The sequence below is a fragment of the Sanguibacter suaedae genome (genome assembly GCF_016342785.1).
In the GTDB taxonomy this organism is placed as follows: Bacteria; Actinomycetota; Actinomycetes; order Actinomycetales; family Cellulomonadaceae; genus Sanguibacter; species Sanguibacter suaedae.
On sequence record NZ_JAEINH010000004.1, the window covers coordinates 222074 to 240737 of the forward strand.

16 protein-coding genes are annotated in these 18664 nt (G+C 72.2%); 5 read left to right on the plus strand and 11 right to left on the minus strand.

All coding sequences use genetic code 11. The features are described from left to right. Nucleotides 1–56 precede the first annotated feature (56 nt). The gene (locus JAV76_RS06825; RefSeq protein ID WP_198733271.1) at nucleotides 57–926 is read left to right on the plus strand and encodes an isoprenyl transferase; all 870 of its coding nucleotides are present in this window, start codon (nucleotides 57–59) and stop codon (nucleotides 924–926) included. Here JAV76_RS06825 and JAV76_RS06830 read toward each other — a convergent pair. From JAV76_RS06830 to JAV76_RS06840, 3 genes are read right to left on the minus strand one after another with little or no spacing between them, the layout of a single operon-like run. Further along, entirely contained in the window at nucleotides 851–3571 is a 2721-nt protein-coding gene (locus JAV76_RS06830) for a multicopper oxidase domain-containing protein (protein WP_198733272.1), read from the minus strand. The genes JAV76_RS06825 and JAV76_RS06830 overlap by 76 nt on opposite strands. Beyond that, nucleotides 3568–4689 carry a DUF8744 domain-containing protein gene (locus tag JAV76_RS06835; protein ID WP_198733273.1) on the minus strand — a complete coding sequence of 374 codons (1122 nt, stop codon included), beginning with the start codon at nucleotides 4687–4689 and terminating at the stop codon, nucleotides 3568–3570. Before JAV76_RS06835 ends, JAV76_RS06830 begins: the two co-directional genes overlap by 4 nt. Next, the gene (locus tag JAV76_RS06840) at nucleotides 4686–5429 is read right to left on the minus strand and encodes a helix-turn-helix transcriptional regulator (protein WP_198733274.1); all 744 of its coding nucleotides are present in this window, start codon (nucleotides 5427–5429) and stop codon (nucleotides 4686–4688) included. The genes JAV76_RS06835 and JAV76_RS06840 overlap by 4 nt, the downstream gene beginning before the upstream one ends. 91 nt (nucleotides 5430–5520) lie before the next feature. Between JAV76_RS06840 and JAV76_RS06845 the strand changes: the two genes are divergently transcribed. From JAV76_RS06845 to hemQ, 3 genes are all read left to right on the plus strand, one after another. Beyond that, nucleotides 5521–5877, plus strand: a complete 357-nt coding sequence (locus JAV76_RS06845; protein ID WP_372403264.1) for a DUF2249 domain-containing protein — start codon at nucleotides 5521–5523, stop codon at nucleotides 5875–5877. 118 nt (nucleotides 5878–5995) lie between these two features. Further along, nucleotides 5996–7165, plus strand: a complete 1170-nt coding sequence (locus JAV76_RS06850; protein WP_372403286.1) for a ferrochelatase — start codon at nucleotides 5996–5998, stop codon at nucleotides 7163–7165. Between the two features lie 61 nt (nucleotides 7166–7226). Next, nucleotides 7227–7985 carry a hydrogen peroxide-dependent heme synthase gene (gene hemQ / locus JAV76_RS06855; protein WP_198733276.1) on the plus strand — a complete coding sequence of 253 codons (759 nt, stop codon included), beginning with the start codon at nucleotides 7227–7229 and terminating at the stop codon, nucleotides 7983–7985. A gap of 41 nt (nucleotides 7986–8026) precedes the next feature. Here hemQ and JAV76_RS06860 read toward each other — a convergent pair whose 3' ends face one another. The 8 genes from JAV76_RS06860 to JAV76_RS06895 form a co-directional block, all read right to left on the minus strand. Further along, nucleotides 8027–9307 carry a Glu/Leu/Phe/Val family dehydrogenase gene (locus JAV76_RS06860; protein ID WP_372403288.1) on the minus strand — a complete coding sequence of 427 codons (1281 nt, stop codon included), beginning with the start codon at nucleotides 9305–9307 and terminating at the stop codon, nucleotides 8027–8029. Nucleotides 9308–9388: 81 nt separating this feature from the next. Continuing rightward, a complete protein-coding gene (locus JAV76_RS06865) occupies nucleotides 9389–10201 on the minus strand; it encodes an aldo/keto reductase (RefSeq protein WP_198733277.1) in 813 nt (270 codons plus the stop codon). 65 nt (nucleotides 10202–10266) lie between these two features. Continuing rightward, entirely contained in the window at nucleotides 10267–11322 is a 1056-nt protein-coding gene (locus tag JAV76_RS06870; RefSeq protein WP_198733278.1) for a LacI family DNA-binding transcriptional regulator, read from the minus strand. A gap of 52 nt (nucleotides 11323–11374) precedes the next feature. Next, nucleotides 11375–12880, minus strand: coding sequence for a GH1 family beta-glucosidase (locus JAV76_RS06875; protein ID WP_198733279.1), 1506 nt, complete (start codon nucleotides 12878–12880; stop codon nucleotides 11375–11377). Further along, a complete protein-coding gene (locus JAV76_RS06880; RefSeq protein ID WP_198733280.1) occupies nucleotides 12877–13788 on the minus strand; it encodes a carbohydrate ABC transporter permease in 912 nt (303 codons plus the stop codon). The genes JAV76_RS06875 and JAV76_RS06880 overlap by 4 nt, the downstream gene beginning before the upstream one ends. After that, nucleotides 13785–14795, minus strand: coding sequence for a carbohydrate ABC transporter permease (locus JAV76_RS06885; RefSeq protein WP_198733281.1), 1011 nt, complete (start codon nucleotides 14793–14795; stop codon nucleotides 13785–13787). Before JAV76_RS06885 ends, JAV76_RS06880 begins: the two co-directional genes overlap by 4 nt. A 147-nt stretch (nucleotides 14796–14942) precedes the next feature. Further along, the gene (locus tag JAV76_RS06890) at nucleotides 14943–16259 is read right to left on the minus strand and encodes an ABC transporter substrate-binding protein (RefSeq protein WP_198733282.1); all 1317 of its coding nucleotides are present in this window, start codon (nucleotides 16257–16259) and stop codon (nucleotides 14943–14945) included. A gap of 308 nt (nucleotides 16260–16567) precedes the next feature. Next, the gene (locus JAV76_RS06895; RefSeq protein ID WP_198733283.1) at nucleotides 16568–17083 is read right to left on the minus strand and encodes a DUF2505 domain-containing protein; all 516 of its coding nucleotides are present in this window, start codon (nucleotides 17081–17083) and stop codon (nucleotides 16568–16570) included. An 89-nt stretch (nucleotides 17084–17172) separates the two neighbouring features. Here JAV76_RS06895 and JAV76_RS06900 point away from each other — a divergent pair, with 89 nt between their 5' ends. After that, complete coding sequence (locus JAV76_RS06900) at nucleotides 17173–18630, plus strand: sensor histidine kinase (protein ID WP_198733284.1); 1458 nt, start codon at nucleotides 17173–17175, stop codon at nucleotides 18628–18630. Nucleotides 18631–18664: the final 34 nt, after the last annotated feature.

Sequence of the window (18664 nt, forward strand, 5' to 3'; positions counted from 1 at the left end):
GGCCGGGCGCGGCTCCGGTACGGTTGGGACATCGACTCACCACACGGAGGACCCGCGTGCGCATGCCCCACCTGCTGTACGGGCTCTACGAGAAGCGGCTCGCGGCATCGCTGGACACGCGGGCGACCCCCCGCCATGTCGGGGTGATCCTCGACGGGAACCGTCGGTGGGCGAAGTCCTTCGGCGAGCCCGCGGCCACCGGCCACCGCCGCGGCGCGGACAAGATCCAGGAGTTCCTCGGGTGGAGCGAGGAGCTCGGGGTCGAGGTCGTCACCCTGTGGATGCTCTCCACCGACAACCTCTCCCGCTCGGCGGACGAGCTGGGGGCGCTCCTCGACATCATCAAGGACGCGGTCTGCGAGCTCGCGAGCGCGGGACGGTGGCGCCTACGGGTCGTCGGGCGCCTCGACCTCCTGCCCGACGAGGTCGCGCAGACCCTGCGGTCGGCACAGTCGCGGACGGACGCCGTGGACGGCCTCCACGTGAACGTGGCCATCGGGTACGGGGGGCGGCACGAGATCGCGGACGCCGTCCGGTCGCTCCTCAAGGAGCGCGCCGCGCAGGGCGAGTCGCTCGAGGAGATCGCGGCCAGCATCGACGTGGAGCACATCGCCGAGCACCTCTACACGCGGGGCCAGCCCGATCCGGAGCTCATGATCCGAACCTCCGGCGAGCAGCGGCTCTCGGGTTTCCTCCTGTGGCAGAGCGCCCAGGCGGAGTTCTACTTCTGCGAGGCGTACTGGCCGGACTTCCGGCGGGTCGACTACCTGCGCGCCCTGCGCGCGTACGCGACACGGGAGCGCCGGCTGGGCCGTTGCGGGTTCCCGTGGGGGGGGGGGGCGCCGGCCGCTCAGGGGTCCACGACGGTGAGCAGGCCGTGGGCCCCGCGCTCGGCGTCGACCATCGAGTGGGAGACGAAGGGGTAGGTCCCTGCCTCGGGCAGCTCGAGCTCGACGAAACCGCCCTGGGCGACGGTGAGCCCCAGGGCCTGGGCGCCTCCACCCGCGGCAGCCGACTGGGTGCCGGGGCGGAGCGTGTAGACACCCTCGTGGAACACGGTGTCGAACTGCCCGCCGACGACGTGGAACGACGTGCCGCGGCTGGGTCCGGCGGCGAGCACCCAGATGCGGACCCGTTCCCCGACGCGTGCCTGGAGCGGCGCGTGGTCGTACTGGTTCGCGTAGCCGTTGAAGACGACGAGGTCGGGGGCCTCGGCGGCGATCTTCGCGGCGTCGACCTCGCCGCCGGGAGCGCCGAGGTACAGCTCGGACTGGACGAGGACGTACTCGCGGTCCACGGGGGCCAGGCCGTCGGGCTCGATGACCACGGCACCGAACATGCCGTTGGCGATGTGCGCGCTCATGGGCATGGTGCTGCAGTGGTACATCCAGATCCCGGCGCGGGTCGCGGTGAACGTGTACTCGAGCGTCTCCCCGGGGGCGATGGTGCGCATCGGCCGGTCGGGCGCGAGGGCGCCGGCGTGGAAGTCGATCGAGTGACCGATGCTGCCGTCGTTGACGAGCGTCACCTCGAAGCGGTCCCCGATGCGCCCGTGCAGGGTGGGCCCGGGCGCCACCCCGCCGAACGTCCACAGCGTCTGTGTGACCCCGGGCGCGACCTCGGTCAGCTGGTCGGAGACGTCGAGCCTCACGCGGTGGGTACGGGTGCCGTCCGCGGCAGTGGTGGTCGTGGGGCCGTCGAGCGGGGGGAGGGTCGCGTCGTAGGGGTCGACGCCTGGGCCTGGCTCGTCGGTGGTCCCGAGGAGGGCAGCCGCGTCGTCGGGCGCACCTGCGGGACCGGGCGGCTCGCCGTCGGCGTGCCCATCGTCGGTGTGCCCGGCGTGCCCGGCGTGCTCGCCGGCGTCGGCGAGCGGCTGCTCCCCGGTGACGTCGATGCCGAGGACCATGCCCATCTGCCGGTGCCCCACCACGCTGCACCACCCCTCGAGGTCACGACCCACGACGTCGACGACGAGCGTGACGGTCGCCCCGGGGGACAGGCGGCCGGTGGTGTGGCCGCTGTCGAGCGTGAGGTCGTGGACGTCGGTGTCGACGTTGGTCACCTCGATGACGAGCCTGTCGCCGGCGGGGACGGTGATGCTCGCGGGCTCGAAGCGCATGGCGTGCGCCTCGACCCGGACGGTGGTGGTCCGCCCGGAGGCGACGGTGGTGCTGTCCGACGCGGCGGGTCCGAGCCCGGCCGCGGCAGGATCGAGCGCGACGCCTGCGGCGACGGCGAGGACGAGCGACGCCGTGGCGAGGGCTGCGGCACCCGTGCGTCGGCGCTCCGGGGCGGCGGGCTCGGCGGGCACCGGGGTGCGCCGGGCGACGTCGGTGGCCGGCGCCTTGGCGTCACCGTCGCCGCGGCGCACCCCGCGCACGGCTGCGACGAGCAGCACGACGGTGGCCAGCGCGCTCCCGAGGACGAGCATCGACGCGACGGCCCGGACGAGGCTCGGGACGGGCAGGACGCACAGGAGGAGCCCGCCCTGGAGGAGGACGAGCCGCACGGTCGCCCCGCGCTCGACGGTCGCGACGGACGCCCGCACCCGCGCGGGGCCACCGCCGAGGACGACGGGGCCCAGGGACGACAGCGCGCCGAGGAGGACCTGGAGGGCGAACCCGACGACGAGGGGGACCGTCGCCACCCCGACGCGGCCTGCCGCCTGCGTCCACGTGCCGGCCGTCCCGACCCCGACGGCCAGGGCGACGAGGCCGCCGAGGAGCCACGCGCACGACCACGCCACGGAGAGCGCCGGGAAGGTCCGCGGCGGAGCCGACCTGGCGGCTTGGGCCAGAGGCCGACCGGCCACGCCCAGCCCTGCGAGGTAGACCAGGACTCCGGCCGCAGCGACGAGGGCCAGCCCGCCCAGGGCGCCGCCGACGACCACGGCCAGGCCGGTGAGCAGCACGGGCAGGGCCCGGCGGGTCGCGCGCTCGGCCCCGTCGGGCACGCGTGTCCGCAGGATCGTGGGCCACAGGGTCAGGAGGGTGCCCACCACGGTGAGCGCCACGAAGCCGAGGAGGTTGATCGCCCCGTGGGCGGCGACCACCCGTGAGTGCCACGTCTCGTCGAGCCCGCGGGCGAGCAGAACGCCGGCCGCTGCGCCGAGGGGGAGGAGGCACGACGCGGCGACGTAGTAGCGGATCGTGACCGTGAACCTCCCGGCGAGGGTCCCGGCGGACCGCACCTGCAGGGCGAGCGCAGCGCCGTGCGCGGCGACGACCCCACCGACGAGGGCCGCGCCGACGAGCGTCATGGTCCACCGGCCGGTGAGCACACCGGCGACGACGAGGACGACGGCGGCCTGGAGGGCCACGAGCCGTGCCGCCGCCCACCGGCGGGAGCGGTCCGTCACGCGCCGTCGCAGGAGCGCGTCGGTGAAGTGCGCGCTCCACACGAGGATCGCGGACGTCACCGCGCCGAGCAGGAGGAGGTGGACGAGCAGCCACCCGGCCTCGGGTAGCGCGCGGTGCGCGAAGGCGACGACGACCGTCGCGAGCAGCCAGCCGAGGACGGGCACGTTGGCGCGCAGGTGCCGGCGGGTGCGCGCGCCCGACGCGGCGCTCACGTGTGCACCGCCGACGTCGTGCCCAGGGGTGTCGCCGGGACGGTCCGTGGCGCTCTGCCGCGTGTCCCGCGGACCGCCGAGGCGGCGGCGACCACGACGAACAGCAGGACCGCGACGACGTTCAGCGCGCCGCCGGCGGTGTGCGCACCGGGCAGCCCCCACGCGTCCCCGCCGACGACCCGGACCACGAGAGACGCGTGGAGCAGCCCCGCAGGGAGGAGCATCACCGGGTGGTACGGGAGGCGCACGGTGAGCACGGCCGGGAGGATCACGGGTGCGTGGGCCATGATCATGGAGAGGGTGAAGCCGAGGAACACGGCGTGCACCACCGCGTCGTAGGCCGGCCCCTCACCGACCCGGCCGAGGACGAACCACGTGGCCCCCGCCGCGGCGAGCCACGCGTACCCCGCGAGCAGGCACACCGCCATGAACCGGGGGAGCCCCGTGGAGCGCACGGTCCGCCGGGCGACGTCGTGCACCGTGAGCCACCCGACGATCCCCAGCAGCGCCGCCCCGAGGAGGGGCGTCCCCACGGCGGGCCACAGCACCCCGGCCGTCACCCCGACGACGAGCGCCAGGCAGAGCGCGAGCACGGTGTCCACCGTGCCGCGCGCGAGGAGGACCACGCGAGCGAGCTCGAGCCGCTCGCCGACGATCGTCAGGACGATGAACCCGGCCAGCCAGGGCAGCACGTCGGGTACGGGCACACCGGTCGCCCAGAGGAGCGCGCCGCCGGTGGCGAGCGCCGCCCCGAGCGCCTGGACGACGACGGCGTCGTCCCGTCCGCGCAGGTACAGCGGGACGTAGAGCGCACCGAGCGCGAGCGAACCGCACACGAGAGCCGCCTGCCCGACGCCGAGGGGGAGCGGCGAGAGGAGCGCGAGCCCGCCGCTGCCGAGGAGGACGGGCGCCAGGTAGCCCCAGGTGCGTCGGAGCGCGACGGCGCGCTCGAGCGCGACGAGGGTCCCCACGAAACCGAGGACGAGGAGCACCCCGTGGACGACGGGCAGCCGATCGGTGGTCACGGGTGCGGGCAGGCCGAGGAGCAGGAGGGCCGCGTCGAGGCCCGCGAGGAGGCACAGCCCGGCGGGCAGCGCGAGCAGCAGCCGGCGGCTCATGCGCGGGCGGTCGGGAGGTCGGCGGGCAGGTGGAGGCGGCAGGCCCCCCGTTCGGAGAAGGGGTGCAGCGAGGTTCCCTGGGAGGGGGCGCCGAGCTCGTCGAGGAGGCCGCGCGCGAGACCGAGGTGCACGCCGCAGACGACCTCCGGGTGCTGGTGCGCCGCCTCGAGGAGGGGGCAGCGACGGAGCCGGACGTCGGTGGCGTCCGTGGTCGTGTCGACCTCGGGGTCGAACCCGAGGGAGTCGAGGACGGTCACCAGACGGTCCAGGGGGCGCGCCGCGTCGCCGTCGTCCGGGCCGACGTGGGTGCGTGCGAGGTCGCGGCCCCATCCGGTGCCGGCGGTGGTCGCGTCCTCCGCGGGGCTGCTGCTGGTCCGGGCGATGTGCCCGGCGAGCGCGGCGGCGAGGCTTGCGTACTCGCGGGCGTCCTCGGACAGCCCGGCGCGGGCGGTCGCCCGGTAGAGCCAGGCCGGGCGTCCCCGGCCGACGGCCTCGGCGCGCTCCCGCTCCACCTCGCCGACGGCGACGAGCGCGTCGAGGTGCTCGCGGACCGTGTTGGTGTGCTGGTGCAGGGCGGCTGCCACCGTGCCGGCGGTGCACGGCTCGGGCTGGTCGACGAGCTGGGCGAGGACGTCGGACTGCGCCCGGGTGAGGCGGACGCGGCGTCGTCCGGAGAACCGTGCGGGACGCGGTCCGAGCGGCTCCTCCGGGAGGAGGGCCACGAGTCGGTTATTTTCCACGGGATCGAGTGTATTAAAGTCCGCTGCACCCGCCTAGGACGATGGCCCTGCAGGCACGGCCCCGTCGTCCCCACCCCGACCGGAGGTCACCGTGACCGCACACCAGCCCGCGCACCAGCCCGCACCGCAGCCCGTCGAGATCGAGCCGCGCCCCGACGCGCACCGCTCCTCGGGCGCGGAGGGCGGGTCCGGCTGCGCCTGCGGCCACGAGGCCGAGGCGCTGCCCGAGCTCGACGCCACGGCGATCCCCCACGCGCTCCGGCACGCCACGATCTTCGGGGCGCTCGGCTCCCTCGCGCCCGGGGCGGGTCTCGTCCTCGTCGCGCCGCACGACCCCCTCCCGCTCCTCGCCCAGCTCGAGGACCGCTGGCCGGGACGGTTCGACGTCGTGCGCACGGAGACAGGCCCCACGGTCTGGCGCCTGCGATTCACCCGCACCCGGGGATGACCGCCGACGGTCACCGTCACGACGTCGGTCACGTCCCGGCGTCGTGACAGGCTGTCGGGTCAAGGTCACACCGGAGCCCCGCGTCCTGCCGGAGAACCTTCGGCGCCCTGGTGGGATGATGTGGGGTATGGCTCCCAGCACCGAGACCCCGCAGGCCGCGCTGCCCTACGACGCGCTCCTCCTCTACTCCTTCGGAGGACCCAACAAGGCGGAGGACGTCGTGCCGTTCCTGCGCAACGTCACCGCGGGCAAGGGCATCCCCGACTCCCGCCTCGAGGAGGTCGGCGAGCACTACTACGGCTTCGGTGGCAAGAGCCCCATCAACGAGCAGAACCTCGCGCTCAAGGCCGCGATCGAGGCCGAGCTCGCCGCGCGCGGCATCGAGCTGCCCGTGGTCTGGGGCAACCGCAACTGGGAGCCGTACACCCGCGACGCCCTCGACGAGCTCAAGGCGATGGGCGCCTCACGGGTCGTCGCCCTCGTCACGAGCGCCTACTCGTCGTACTCCGGGTGCCGCCAGTACCGCGAGGACCTCGCCGTGACCCTCCAGGGAGCGGGCGACCTCGACGAGGAGGGGTCCACGAGCGTGCAGTTCGACAAGGTCCGCTCCTACTTCAACCACCCCGGCTTCGCCCAGGCGAACGTCGACGCGATCGTGGACGCGTACCGCGAGCTCGCCGCCCGCGACGGTGTCACCGCCCAGGACGCGGCCGGCGCCACCCTCGTCTTCGTGACCCACTCCATCCCGGACACCATGGAGGCCGCCTCCGCCGTCTCCGGCGCCACATACTCCGAGCAGCACCTCGACCTCGGTGCCGTCGTCGCCGAGCGGGTCGAGGCCGAGCTGGGCCACCCCGTCACGTGGACGCTCGCCTACTGCTCCCGCTCCGGCCCGCCCACCCAGCCGTGGCTCGAGCCGGATGTCAACGACCTCCTCGGCCAGCTGTCCGAGGCCGGGACGAAGGCCGTGGTCCTCTCACCCATCGGGTTCGTCTCCGACCACATGGAGGTCGCATACGACCTCGACACCGAGGCCCTGGCGACCGCTGCCGAGCTCGGCCTCGCCGCGGTGCGGGCCGGCACCGTCGGCACCCGTGCGCCCTTCGTGGCCGGTCTCGTCGACCTCGTCCTCGAGCGTGCGGCGCTCGCCCGCGAGGAGGACGTCGTCGAGGCCGCCGTGGGGAACCTCGGCGCCTACCGCTCGGTGTGCCGACCCGGCTGCTGCCGCAGGCGCGACGGCGAGGACAGCGGCGTGCCCGCGCTGTGTAGCGTCGGTCTCTACACCTGACGTCCCCGGCGGCCCAGCCCGTCGACGTACCCGCACCCCGCACCCACCGAGAGAGAAGGACATGACCGACAGCACCCACGGACACCACCGCGCCGACACCGACGAGGTCGTCGACACGACCGACATCAACTCCACCGTGCGCTACGCCATGTGGTCCGTGTTCTCCACCGTGCAGACCCTGCCCACGGACGACGTCGAGCGCCGCGCCCTCGTCGACGACGCCCTCGCGGCAGTCGGCGGCGCGTCGAGCGGCACGGACACCGAGCTCACGGTGCGCGGCTGGTACGACGTGGGCGGCCTGCGGTCCGACGCCGACCTCATGGTGTGGTGGCACGGGCCCACCATCGAGTCCGTGCAGGGCGCCTACCAGCGGCTGCGCGCCTCCGACCTCGGCCGGCACCTCGAACCCGTGTGGTCCGTGGCGGCCCTCCACCGCCCGGCGGAGTTCAACCGGGGGCACGTCCCGGCGTTCATGGCCGACGAGGCCCCCGAGGCGTACCTCTGCGTCTACCCGTTCGTCCGGTCCTACGAGTGGTACCTGCTGCCCGCTGCCGAGCGCAGCACCATGCTCCGGGACCACGGGATCGCCGCCGCCGGGTACAAGGACGTGCGGGCCAACACGGTCTCCGCGTTCGCGCTCGGGGACTACGAGTGGATCCTCGCCTTCGAGGCCGCCCGCCTCGACCGCATCGTCGACCTCATGCGGGACCTGCGCGACACCGAGGCGCGGCGCCACGTCCGGGAGGAGATCCCCTTCTTCACCGGGCCGCGCACCGATCTCCACGCGTGGGCGGACCGTCAGCCGCTCGCCGACGACTGACGGTCCTGCCCCGGCCGGTCAGGGCCGACGACGCGAGGTGATCAGGGGTAGAGCCCGCGGATCTGGTGCGCCTCCGCGACCCTGCGCACGCCGATGGCGAGGGCAGCGTCGCGCAGGGTGACGCCCTCGCGGCGGGCCAGCCCGGCGACATCCTCGTACGCCGACCGCATGCGCCCGCCGAGCTTCTCCTCGATCTCGGCGAGCGTCCACCAGTACGCCTGGTTGGCCTGCACCCACTCGAAGTAGGACACGACCACACCGCCGGCGTTCGCGAGGATGTCCGGCACGACGACCGTGCCCTTCTCCGCGAGGATCCGGTCGCCGTCCGCCGTCGTGGGACCGTTCGCACCCTCGACGACGAACCGCGCGCGCACCGAGGGGGCCGTCGACGAGTTGAGGACCCCGTCCACCGCGGCGGGGACGAGGACGTCCACGTCGAGCGCCAGCAGGGCCTCGTTGTCGATCGGGTCGCTGGCGTCGAACCCCTGCACCGTGCCCGTCTCGGCGACGTGGTCGACGAGACGCTGGACGTCGAGCCCGGTGGGGTTGGTGATGCCTCCGTGCTCGTCGCTCACGGCGATGACTCGCGCGCCCTCGGCGGCGAAGATCGACGCCGCGTGCGCGCCCACCTTCCCGAAGCCCTGGACGGCGATGGTCGCGCCCCGCAGGTCGTGACCGGCCTCCACGAGCGCTGCCTGCGTCACGTGCACCACGCCGCGCGACGTCGCCGTCGGGCGACCCAGCGACCCGCCGACCGCGAGCGGCTTGCCGGTGACCACGGCGGGGATCGTGTAGCCCTGGCTCACCGAGTAGGTGTCCATGACCCACGCCATCGTCTGCTCGTTCGTGCCCATGTCGGGCGCCATGATGTCCCGCTCCGGACCGATGACCGGCATGATCTCGCTCGTGTACCGACGGGTGACGCGCTCCAGCTCGTCCTGGCTGTACTCGCCGGGGGTGATGCCCACACCACCCTTCGCGCCACCGTAGGGCAGCTCCACGACGGCGCACTTCCACGTCATGAGCATCGCGAGGGCACGGACCTCGTCGATGTCGACGCTCGGGTGGTACCGGAGCCCGCCCTTGCCCGGCCCGCGCGACACGTTGTGCTGCACCCGGAACCCGTGGAACAGCTCGGTGGTGCCGTCGTCCCGGCGGAGGGGCACCGCGACGTTGATCTCCCGCCGTGGGGTGGCGAGCATCTCGTGGAGCCCCGGGCCGTAGCCGAGGATGTCGACTGCCCCGGCGAGCTGCCCGAGGGCGTTCTGCCAGGGGGTGGGCTGCGCGCCGGTGGGCGCGGTCTGCTGGTCCGGCGCGGGGATCGCGCTCGTGGCGCTCCCCGATGCGGGCTGGGTGTGCGTGGTGGTCACGTGTCCTCCGTGGTCGGTTCCGACGCCGTCAACCTACTCGCCGACGCCGCCTTCCGTCTCGGGCTGCGTCCCGAGGCGGTCGATCCGTGCGATCTCGTCAGCGGTCAGGGTGAGGTCGAGGGCCCGGAAGTTCGACTCGATGCGCGACGGGGTCACCGACTTGGGGATGACCACGAAGCCGTGGTCGACGTGCCAGCGGAGCACCACGTGCGTGGGGTCCACCTCGTGGGCCGCGGCGACCTCCGCGAGGACCGGGTCGTCGAGGTCGGTGCGCTTGAACGGGCTGTACCCCTCGAGGACGACGCCGCGCGCGCCGAGCTCCTGGGCGACCGTCGCGTCGTAGTCCTTGGGGCTCCACGGGATCTGGTTCACGGCAGGGGTCTCCCCGGTGGCCGCGACCAGCTCGTCGATCTGCGCCACGGAGTAGTTGCTCACCCCGACGGACCGTGCGAGGCCCTCGTCCCGGAGGGAGAGGAACTCCGACCAGGTCTCGGGCCGTGCCTCGCCGTTCGGCGGCCAGTGGACGAGCCACAGGTCGACGTGGTCGAGACCGAGGTCCGTGAGGGACTGCTCGAGGGTGCGTCGCTCGTCGCCCGCGTTGTCCGGGGGGAGCTTGGTGGTCACGAAGATCTCGCCGCGCGGGACGCCGGAGTCGGCGATGGCGCGACCGACCTGGGTCTCGTTGCCGTACCCGGTCGCGGTGTCGATGTGTCGGTACCCGGTGCGCAGCGCGTGCAGGACGGACGTGTATGCGTCGTCGCCCTCCGACTGCCAGGTGCCGAAACCGAGGAGCGGGATGTCTCCGCCGCTCAGGGGTGTGCTGGGGCCGTGTACTGGTGTGTCCATCACCTCAGTGTGCCCTCGGCCTCGCGACAGCGCACGAGATCGGGAGCGGCGTCCAGGTGCGCGGCTCAGGTCGAGGAGCGCTCGACGAGCTCGGGGAGCAGGACGATCTCGCTCTGCGTCCGGCTCACCGTGCGGAAGCCCTCGAGGTCCGGGCTGAACGCCTCGTCCGTGAGGATCCCGAGGGTCGACAGGAGCTCCTCGGTCGCCGCCCGCGCCATCCGGACCACGGGGTTGCTCACGGTCGTCAGGGCCGGGACGGTGCCCTCCGCGACGCCGAGGTCGTCGTAGCCGACGACGGCGACGTCCCCGGGCACCGACCGTCCGTGCTTGGCGAGGACGCGCAGGGCGCCCACGGCCATGAGGTCCGACGCGGCGAACACACCGTCGATGGTGGGGTCCGCCTCGAGGATCGCCTCCATGGCGCGCACTCCCGCGGCCGTGGTGAAGTCCCCGCGCTCCACGGGCCCGTCGGGAAGTCCTGCGGCTCGCAGGGCCTCCCGCCACCCCTCGAGCCGGTCCTCGCCCGCAGTCATGTCTCCGGGACCGGCGATGTGCGCGACGTTGCGGCACCCGCGCGACACGAGGTGCTCCGTGGCGAGCCGTCCTCCGGCGAGGTTGTCGACGTCCACGAAGCGCAGACCGGACAGGAGCCGGAACGGTCGCCCGACGAACACGGCAGGCAGCTGGGACGCCACGATCGCCGTCTCGAGGTCGTCCTTGCGGTGGTGCGAGACGACGATGGCACCGTCCACGTGCCCGTTGCGCAGGTAGCGGCCGAGGCGGGACGTGCTCTCTCCCGGCTTGGCGATGAGGAGCACGAGCTGAAGGTCGGAGTCCTTGAGGGCCGTGTTCATGCCCCTCAGGGTCGCCGCGAAGAAGGGGTCGTTGAGGACCCGCTCGTCGGGTTCGGGCACCACGAGGGCGATGGAGTTGGTGCGGCGCGTGACGAGCGAGCGCGCCGCCCGGTTCGGGATGTACCCGAGCCGGGCGATCGCGTCGTCGACAGCGGCCTGTGCCTCGGGAGAGACCCGTGAGCCACCGTTGATGGCCCTCGACGCCGTGGAGCGTGACACTCCGGCTTCCTGCGCCACCTCTTCCAGCGTGGGGATCTGCGTACTCATGGTTCTCCTCAGGACCGACGACGTCGTCGGTCCGTCGACGGGTCGTGCGTGGTCAGGCCGGGGCCGCTCCGCGCGTCTCGAGCGTGTTCGTCCTGGCGACCTCCGCGTACCAGCGGCCGCTCGCCTTGACCGTGCGTGACTGGGTCTCGTAGTTCACCCGGACGATGCCGAAGCGCTTGTGGTACCCCCATGCCCACTCGAAGTTGTCCATCAGCGACCAGGCGAAGTACCCCCGCACGTCGGCGCCCTGCTCGATGGCGTCGTGCATCGCACGCAGGTGCACATCGTAGAACGCCAGCCGGTCCTGGTCGTCGACGTGGTCGTCGGCGTCGGCCACGTCGTCGTAGGCGCAGCCGTTCTCGGTGACGTAGAGGCGCACGCCGGCCGGGCCGGTGTAGTGCTCCTGGAGGCGCAGCAGCACGCGCGTGAGGCCCTCGGGCTGGACCTCCCAGCCCATGGCCGTGGTGGGCAGCCCGCGCGGGTGGACGTGGACGCCGTCCGCGGCCGGGTAGGGCGACCGCGTGGGCCGCTCGGTGGGCGCGACGCCGTCGAGCGCGGCGGGCGGTGCCGTCCGGCTCACGGCCTCGCCGTGGTAGTAGTTCACGCCGAGAGCGTCGATGGGTGCCGAGATCGTCTCGAGGTCCCCGTCGCGGACGTGTGCGAGGAACCCGTCGGCGAGCCCTTCTGCCTCGAGGTCCTCGAGGAGGTCCACGGGGTAGGCACCCTTGAAGATCGGGTCCGTGAACACCCGGTTGATCTGCGCGTCGATCCGCCGTGCGGCGTCCACGTCGCCGGCGTCGGCCGGGTCGACGGGGTCCGCCACGGTGAAGTTCAGCGTGATCCCGAGGTCGAGGGACGCGTCGCGCGACCGCAGCTCACGGACGGCCTGCCCGTGGGCGAGGAGCAGGTGGTGAGCGGCCGCGAGGCCGTCCGCAGGGGACTGCCGGCCCGGGGCGTGCGCCCCGGCCGTGTAGCTCACGAACGACGCGCACCACGGCTCGTTGAGCGTCGTCCACACCTTGACGCGGTCACCGAGCGCGTCGTGGACGGTGCCCGCGTACTCCGTGAAGAGGTCCGCGGTGTCCCGGTTGGTCCAGCCGCCCTTCTCCTCGAGGGCCTGCGGGAGGTCCCAGTGGTAGAGCGTGAGCCACGGGAGGATGCCCTTGTCGAGCAGGTCGTCGACGAGACGCGAGTAGAAGTCGAGCCCTGCCTGGTTGATGCCGGCGCGCCCGCTCACCCCGTCGGGGCGGATCCGCGCCCACGACGTGGAGAAGCGGTACGCACCGATGTTCATGCTCCGCATGAGCTCGACGTCGTCCGCGGACCGGTTGTAGTGGTCGCACGCGACCTCACCGTCGTGGCCGTCGATGACCGCGCCGGGAACCCTCGCGAACGCGTCCCAGATGGAGTCGCGTCGCCCGTCGACGTGGGCGGCGCCCTCGATCTGGTAGGCGGCAGTGGCCGCCCCCCAGACGAAGCCGTCGGGGAAGCGCAGGGCGCCCGGGGAGGCGTCGTGCGCGGTCGAGGGCGCGCTCGTGGTGGTCGAGGTGGTGGTCATCCCTTGACCGCTCCCTGCATGATCCCCGTGACGAGGTGACGGCCGGCGAAGATGAACACGATGACCAGCGGTGCGGTCGACAGGAGGACACCGGCCATGATGAGCGAGTAGTCCTGGAAGTAGCTCGCCTGGAGCTGGCGCAGGACCAGCGGGAGCGTGGGGTTCTGGTTGTTGAGGATGATGGACGGCCAGAAGTACATGGTCCAGCTGCCGATGAACGTGAAGAGCGCGAGCATCGCCGCCGCCGGTCGTGCCGCGGGCATCGCGACGTGCCAGAAGGTGCGGATCATGGACGCGCCGTCGACGCGCGCGGCCTCGATGAGCTCGTAGGGCAGGGCGCTCTCGAGGTACTGCGTCATCCAGAACACGCCGAACGCGGTGACCACGCCGGGGAGGATGACCGCGATGAGCTTCCCGGACCAGCCGATCTCCGACATCACGATGAACAGCGGGACGATGCCCAGCTGGGTGGGGACGGCCATCGTCGCGATGACGAAGACGAGGAGCGGGCCGCGCCCGCGGAACCGCAGCTTGGCGAAGGAGTACCCGGCGAGCGTCGAGAAGACGACGACGGCCACGGCCTGCGTGACGGCGACGATCGTCGAGTTCACGAGCCCCTTCATCAGCGGGATGTTCGACTCGAAGATCCGCTGGAGGTTCGCGAAGAGGTTCCCGTCCGGGACCAGGCCCGGGATGGGGTTCTGCGAGATCGTCACCTGGTCGGAGGAGGCGAGGAGGAACGAGTAGACGAACGGGTACGCCGAGATGAGGAGCACGATCCCGAGGATCGTGTAGGTGACCCACCCGGGGCGACGCTCGGCGCCGCCCACGCGGGAACGGCGACGGCGTGCGGCGGACCGGGCCGCGCCCTTGCCTGCGGTCTGGGCGATGACGGGGACCGAGCTCATCGTGCCCTCCTGGAGTTCTTGCGTGCCTTGGCCTTGGCCTGGGCGCCGTCGGACGAAGAGATCTTGGTCGTGATGAAGAAGTTGATCATCCCGATGACGATGATGATGAGGAAGAGGATCCAGGCGACGGCGGCCGCACGGCCGAAGTTCTTCTGGTTCCCCCACCCGATGTCGTAGAGGAACATCGTGATGGTCATCCACTGACGGTCCGCGCCACCGAGGCCGGTCGGGTCGAACACGCGGGGCTCGTCGAAGATCTGGAGCCCGCCGATGGTCGACGTGATGACGACGAAGATGATCGTCGCGCGCAGCTGGGGGATGGTCACCGACACGAACTGGCGCAGGCGCCCGGCACCGTCGATGATCGCGGCCTCGTACAGCTCGCGGGGGACCGCCTGCATGGCGGCGAGGAAGATGAGGGTGTTGTAACCGGTCCAGCGGAAGTTCACCATGGTCGAGATGGCGAAGTGGCTGGCGAGGACGTCGGCATGCCAGCGGACGGGCTCGATCCCGACGTAGCCGAGGACCTCGTTGATGAGGCCGTACTGGTCGGCGAAGAGGCGACCGAAGATGAGGCCGACGGCCACGGGTGCGACGACGTAGGGGAGGAGGACACCCATGCGCCAGAACGTCTTGGCCCGGATGTTCGCGTCGAGGAGGGCGGCGAGCACGATCGCGATGAGGACCTGCGGGACCGACGACAGCAGGAAGATCGAGAACGTGTTGCGCAGCGACTTCCAGAAGTTGGGCTGTCCGAAGACGTCGACGTAGTTCTGCAGCCCGACGAACTCGCCCTGACCGGTGAGCAGGTGCCACTGGTGGACGGAGACGACCGCGGTGTACACGAGCGGGAAGAGGCCCGTGATGGCGAACAGGATGAAGAACGGCGAGATGTACAGGTACGGGGAGAGCTTGACGTCCCACTTGCCACGCCGCTGGTTGAGCGCGATGCGCTTCGCGGTGCGTTGTGAGTCGGGGGCGGGCTTCGGTGGGGACAGGACAGCCATGGGGATCCTTCTGAGATGCGCGGGGGAGACCGGGGGCTCGCGCGGATGAGCAGAGGTGTGACGCCGCGGGCGTCGGCCTGATCGGGTGATCCGGCCGACGCCCGGGGCGGTCCTTCAGGTGGTGACTGGCTCAGGCGGTCCCGAGACTCAGAAGCCGAGGTTGGCGACCTCGGAGACGGCCTGGTCCCAGGCGGCCTGGGGGTCCTGCGAGCCGTCCACGTCGACACGCGTGATGGCGTCCTGGACGGTCTGGTGGATCGCGAAGTAGTTCGCGCCCTTGAAGGGCTGGGCGATCTCGTCGAGCGCCTTGGCGCGGCTCGAGAAGATCTGACCCGTCGGGGCCTCGTTGAAGAACTCGTTGGTCGCGGCCTGGAGCTCCTCGGAGTCCTGGGCCTCGATCTGGCTCGGGAACGTCCCGGCGTTGCCGAACGCCTTGATCTGCTGCTCAGGGGCGGTGAGCCACTGTGCGAGCTTCGTGGCCTCCTCGACGTGGTCGCCGGTCGCCGGGACGGTCAGGAACGACCCGCCCCAGTTGCCGCCGCCGCCGGGGAAGACGTCCGCGATGTCCCAGCCGGTGACGCCACCGGAGCGCTCCTCGATGGGTCCCTGCATCCAGGCGGGGCAGAGCATCGTCGCGAAGCCGTTGTTCTGGAACGCGTTGTCCCAGTCGGGCGTCCACTGCGTGAGGCCCGCGGAGAGGGTGTCGGAGGCGGCGAGCAGCTGCTCGTAGATCGCCTTGACCTCGGTGTTGGAGGCGAGGTCGGTGGGCTCACCGGTCTCGGGGTCCTCGTAGGCTGCCTCGACCTGGCCGATCATGCCCTGGAGGGTGGCGACGGAGGAGTCGAACCAGGGGACGTCGGACGCTGCGGCGAAGGTCTCGCCGGCCTCGAAGTAGTCCTCCCAGGTGCCGTCGGCGCCGCCGAGGAACTCGGCGACGGACTCGCGGTCGGAGGGCAGGCCGGCGGCCTCGAAGAGGTCGGCGCGGTAGCAGATGGCCTCGGGGCCGATGTCCGTCCCGTAACCGATGAGCTTGCCGTCGGGCGTGCGGCCCTGGTCTTCCTTCCAGCCGAGCCAGCGGCCCTCGACGGCCGGGTCCTCGAGGTCCGCGAACGCGTCGGGGATCTGGGAGAGCTCGGGCATCCAGTCGATCTCGATGCCCTCGATGTCGGCGAGGCCGTCACCACCGGCGGCAAGACGCGTGGTGAGGTTGGTCCGGGCGTCGCCGGACTCGGCGGCCCGGGTGTGCTCGATCTTGACGCCGGGGTTGGCGTCCTCGTACTCCTTGAGGAGCTCGTCGGTGTACCCGAAGTCGTTGAAGGTCGCGACGGTCAGCGTGATGTTGCCGTCCGCGTCCGTGCCGCCGTTGTCGTCGTCGCCGCCGGAGCAGGCCGAGAGGGTGAGCGCGAAGATGGACGCGCCCGCGACAACTGTGGTCAGCCGTCGGTTGCGGGTAGAACGGGTCATGTCGAGGACTCCTTTGTCGACGGTGGCGGCACCTGCGCCGCGCAGTCCGGTCTGTGACGATCGCGAGCGGGCACGGGGGTGAGCCTGCTCGTCCTGCGGCACGGTGACGCTCCCCAGGATTGGGAGCGCTCCCATGCGTCAGGCATGATCCTGATGGGAGCGGTTCCACATGTCAAGCACCGTCCCCGCCGACTGCGCTGCAAGCGTTGCAGAAATCGCAGAACCGCAGGTCAGAAGCCTGCAGCCATGCGGGCCTATGCGGAATCGTTACGTGCGACACAGTGCCCTCCGCGCCGGAGGCGGCGACGTCAGACGGCCCCGTCACGTCCCAGCCACGTCGCGAGGTGCACGGCCTGCTCCTGCAGCGCGCGCTCGATCGCGTCGGCCGCGGCCTTCTCGACGGCCGCACCGAACAGCGGGACCGAGGACCGCACCTCGCCCGCGTACGTCATCACGGAGGCTCCGTCGTCGGCCGGCGTCAGGCGCACCGTGCCTGTCATCATCACCGGCGCTCCGGTGATCTCGACCGCCACCGTCGCATGGCGCTCGCCCTGCCCCGCCTCCGGTGCGGCGGCCCACGCCTCTGCCTGCCGGATCTCCAGCTCGGTGCCCACGAACGAGCGGACGTGCGGGGGGATCTGGTCGCTCGCGATCGTCCGGCGCACCGCGGACGTCGCCGACCCGTCGGCCCCCGCGGTCACGTCGACCTGGACGAGGCGGGACCCGGTGCGCTCGGCCGTGAACCGGATGAAGTCCTCGTCCGTCACCGCAGCCACCACCGCGTCGGTCGTCGCAGGAAGGTGCAGGTCGATGCTGAGGTCCATCAGGGTTCTCCTTCGCGGGTGTCCTACGGGCCCGAGCCTACCGAACGGCACCCCTGCGGAGAGTGCGTACGCTCGTGGACGTGTCGACAATGAGTGATCTCGTCTCCAAGCACAGCACCCTCGACGCGGTGGAGGCCGAGTGGTTGCACCTCCTCGTGGGGGACTGGCAGCTCATCTCGGACCTCGCGTTCGCCGACCTCGTGCTGTGGCTGCCGACCTCGGACGGTGGCTTCGTCGCGATCTCGCAGTGCCGTCCGAGCACCGGGGCGACCGTCCACTACGACGACATCGTCGGGACCTTCGCGCCCGAGGGCCTCCGCCCCCAGCTGGAGCGGGCGATGGTCGAGGAGCGCACCCAGCGGTCGCGCGAGCCCCGCTGGTTCGGCACGTACGCGGTGCGGGAGGAGGCCGTCCCCGTCGTGCACGCCGGCCGTCCGGTCGCGGTCGTGGCGCGGCAGACGAACCTCGGCAGCGGGCGCACCCCCAGCCGGCTCGAGCTCAACTACGTGGAGGCCGCCGACGACCTCATGAGCATGGTCGCGTGCGGGGACTTCCCGTCCCCCAACGCCGCGACGGGCCCGCGCCGCGGCGCGCCGCGCGTGGGGGACGGTCTCATCCGCCTGAACTCGGAGGGCGAGGTCCTCTACGCGAGCCCCAACGCACTGAGCTGCTTCCACCGCCTCGGCGTCATCGGGGCCCTCGTGGGCGAGTCCCTCATCGAGGTGACCGCCGAGCTCATCGAGCACAAGATGCCGGTCGACGAGTCGATGCCGCTCGTCGTCATGGGACGCGCGCCGTGGCGGACGGAGATCGAGTCGCGGGGTGTGTGCCTGTCGGTCCGTGCCGTCCCGCTCACCGACCGGGGCAAGCGCATCGGTGCGGTGCTCATGTGCCGCGACGTGTCCGAGCTGCGCCGCCGGGAGCGGGAGCTCATCACCAAGGACGCGACCATCCGGGAGATCCATCACCGGGTGAAGAACAACCTGCAGACCGTCGCCGCGCTGCTGCGCCTCCAGGCGCGGCGCATGAAGGTCCCGGAGGCCAAGGAGGCGCTCGAGGAGGCCATGCGACGGGTCGCGACGATCGCGCTCGTCCACGACAGCCTGTCGCAGACGCTCGACGAGGAGGTGGAGTTCGACGTCATGGTGGGGCGTGCGCTGCGGCTCGCCGCCGACGTCGCCTCGGCCGACGTGAGCGTGCGGACCGTGGCCAGCGGGTCCTTCGGTCTGGTGCCCGCCCAGGACGCGACGGCGCTCGCCCTCGTGCTCACCGAGCTGGTGACCAACGCGGTGGAGCACGGCCTGACGACCACCGGTGGCGGGACCGTGGAGATCCGTGCGGCTCGGGACGGCAACGCCCTGTCGGTCACGGTGTCCGACGACGGGTGCGGGATGGCGGACGGGCATCAGCCGGTCGGGGGGCTCGGCACCCAGATCGTGCGGACGCTCGTGACGAACGAGCTCCAGGGGTCGATCGAGTGGCGGCCGCGGGACGGCGGCGGCACTGAGGTGGCCGTGTCGATCGAGCTCCGCGGCGTCCGGTCCTGACGCTCCTCCGGGAGGTGCTGGACGCACGGGAGCC

What these genes read in the sequence shown, in the direction of transcription:
- JAV76_RS06865 (WP_198733277.1), bottom strand. Translation starts at nt 10,201, where the DNA reads ATGGACACACCAGTACACGGCCCCAGCACACCCCTGAGCGGCGGAGAC.
- JAV76_RS06890 (WP_198733282.1), bottom strand. Translation starts at nt 16,259, where the DNA reads ATGACCCGTTCTACCCGCAACCGACGGCTGACCACAGTTGTCGCGGGC.
- JAV76_RS06885 (WP_198733281.1), bottom strand. Translation starts at nt 14,795, where the DNA reads ATGGCTGTCCTGTCCCCACCGAAGCCCGCCCCCGACTCACAACGCACC.
- JAV76_RS06900 (WP_198733284.1), top strand. Translation starts at nt 17,173, where the DNA reads ATGAGTGATCTCGTCTCCAAGCACAGCACCCTCGACGCGGTGGAGGCC.
- JAV76_RS06895 (WP_198733283.1), bottom strand. Translation starts at nt 17,083, where the DNA reads ATGGACCTCAGCATCGACCTGCACCTTCCTGCGACGACCGACGCGGTG.
- JAV76_RS06870 (WP_198733278.1), bottom strand. Translation starts at nt 11,322, where the DNA reads ATGAGTACGCAGATCCCCACGCTGGAAGAGGTGGCGCAGGAAGCCGGA.
- JAV76_RS06850 (WP_372403286.1), top strand. Translation starts at nt 5,996, where the DNA reads ATGTGGGGTATGGCTCCCAGCACCGAGACCCCGCAGGCCGCGCTGCCC.
- JAV76_RS06875 (WP_198733279.1), bottom strand. Translation starts at nt 12,880, where the DNA reads ATGACCACCACCTCGACCACCACGAGCGCGCCCTCGACCGCGCACGAC.
- JAV76_RS06835 (WP_198733273.1), bottom strand. Translation starts at nt 4,689, where the DNA reads ATGAGCCGCCGGCTGCTGCTCGCGCTGCCCGCCGGGCTGTGCCTCCTC.
- JAV76_RS06880 (WP_198733280.1), bottom strand. Translation starts at nt 13,788, where the DNA reads ATGAGCTCGGTCCCCGTCATCGCCCAGACCGCAGGCAAGGGCGCGGCC.
- hemQ (WP_198733276.1), top strand. Translation starts at nt 7,227, where the DNA reads ATGACCGACAGCACCCACGGACACCACCGCGCCGACACCGACGAGGTC.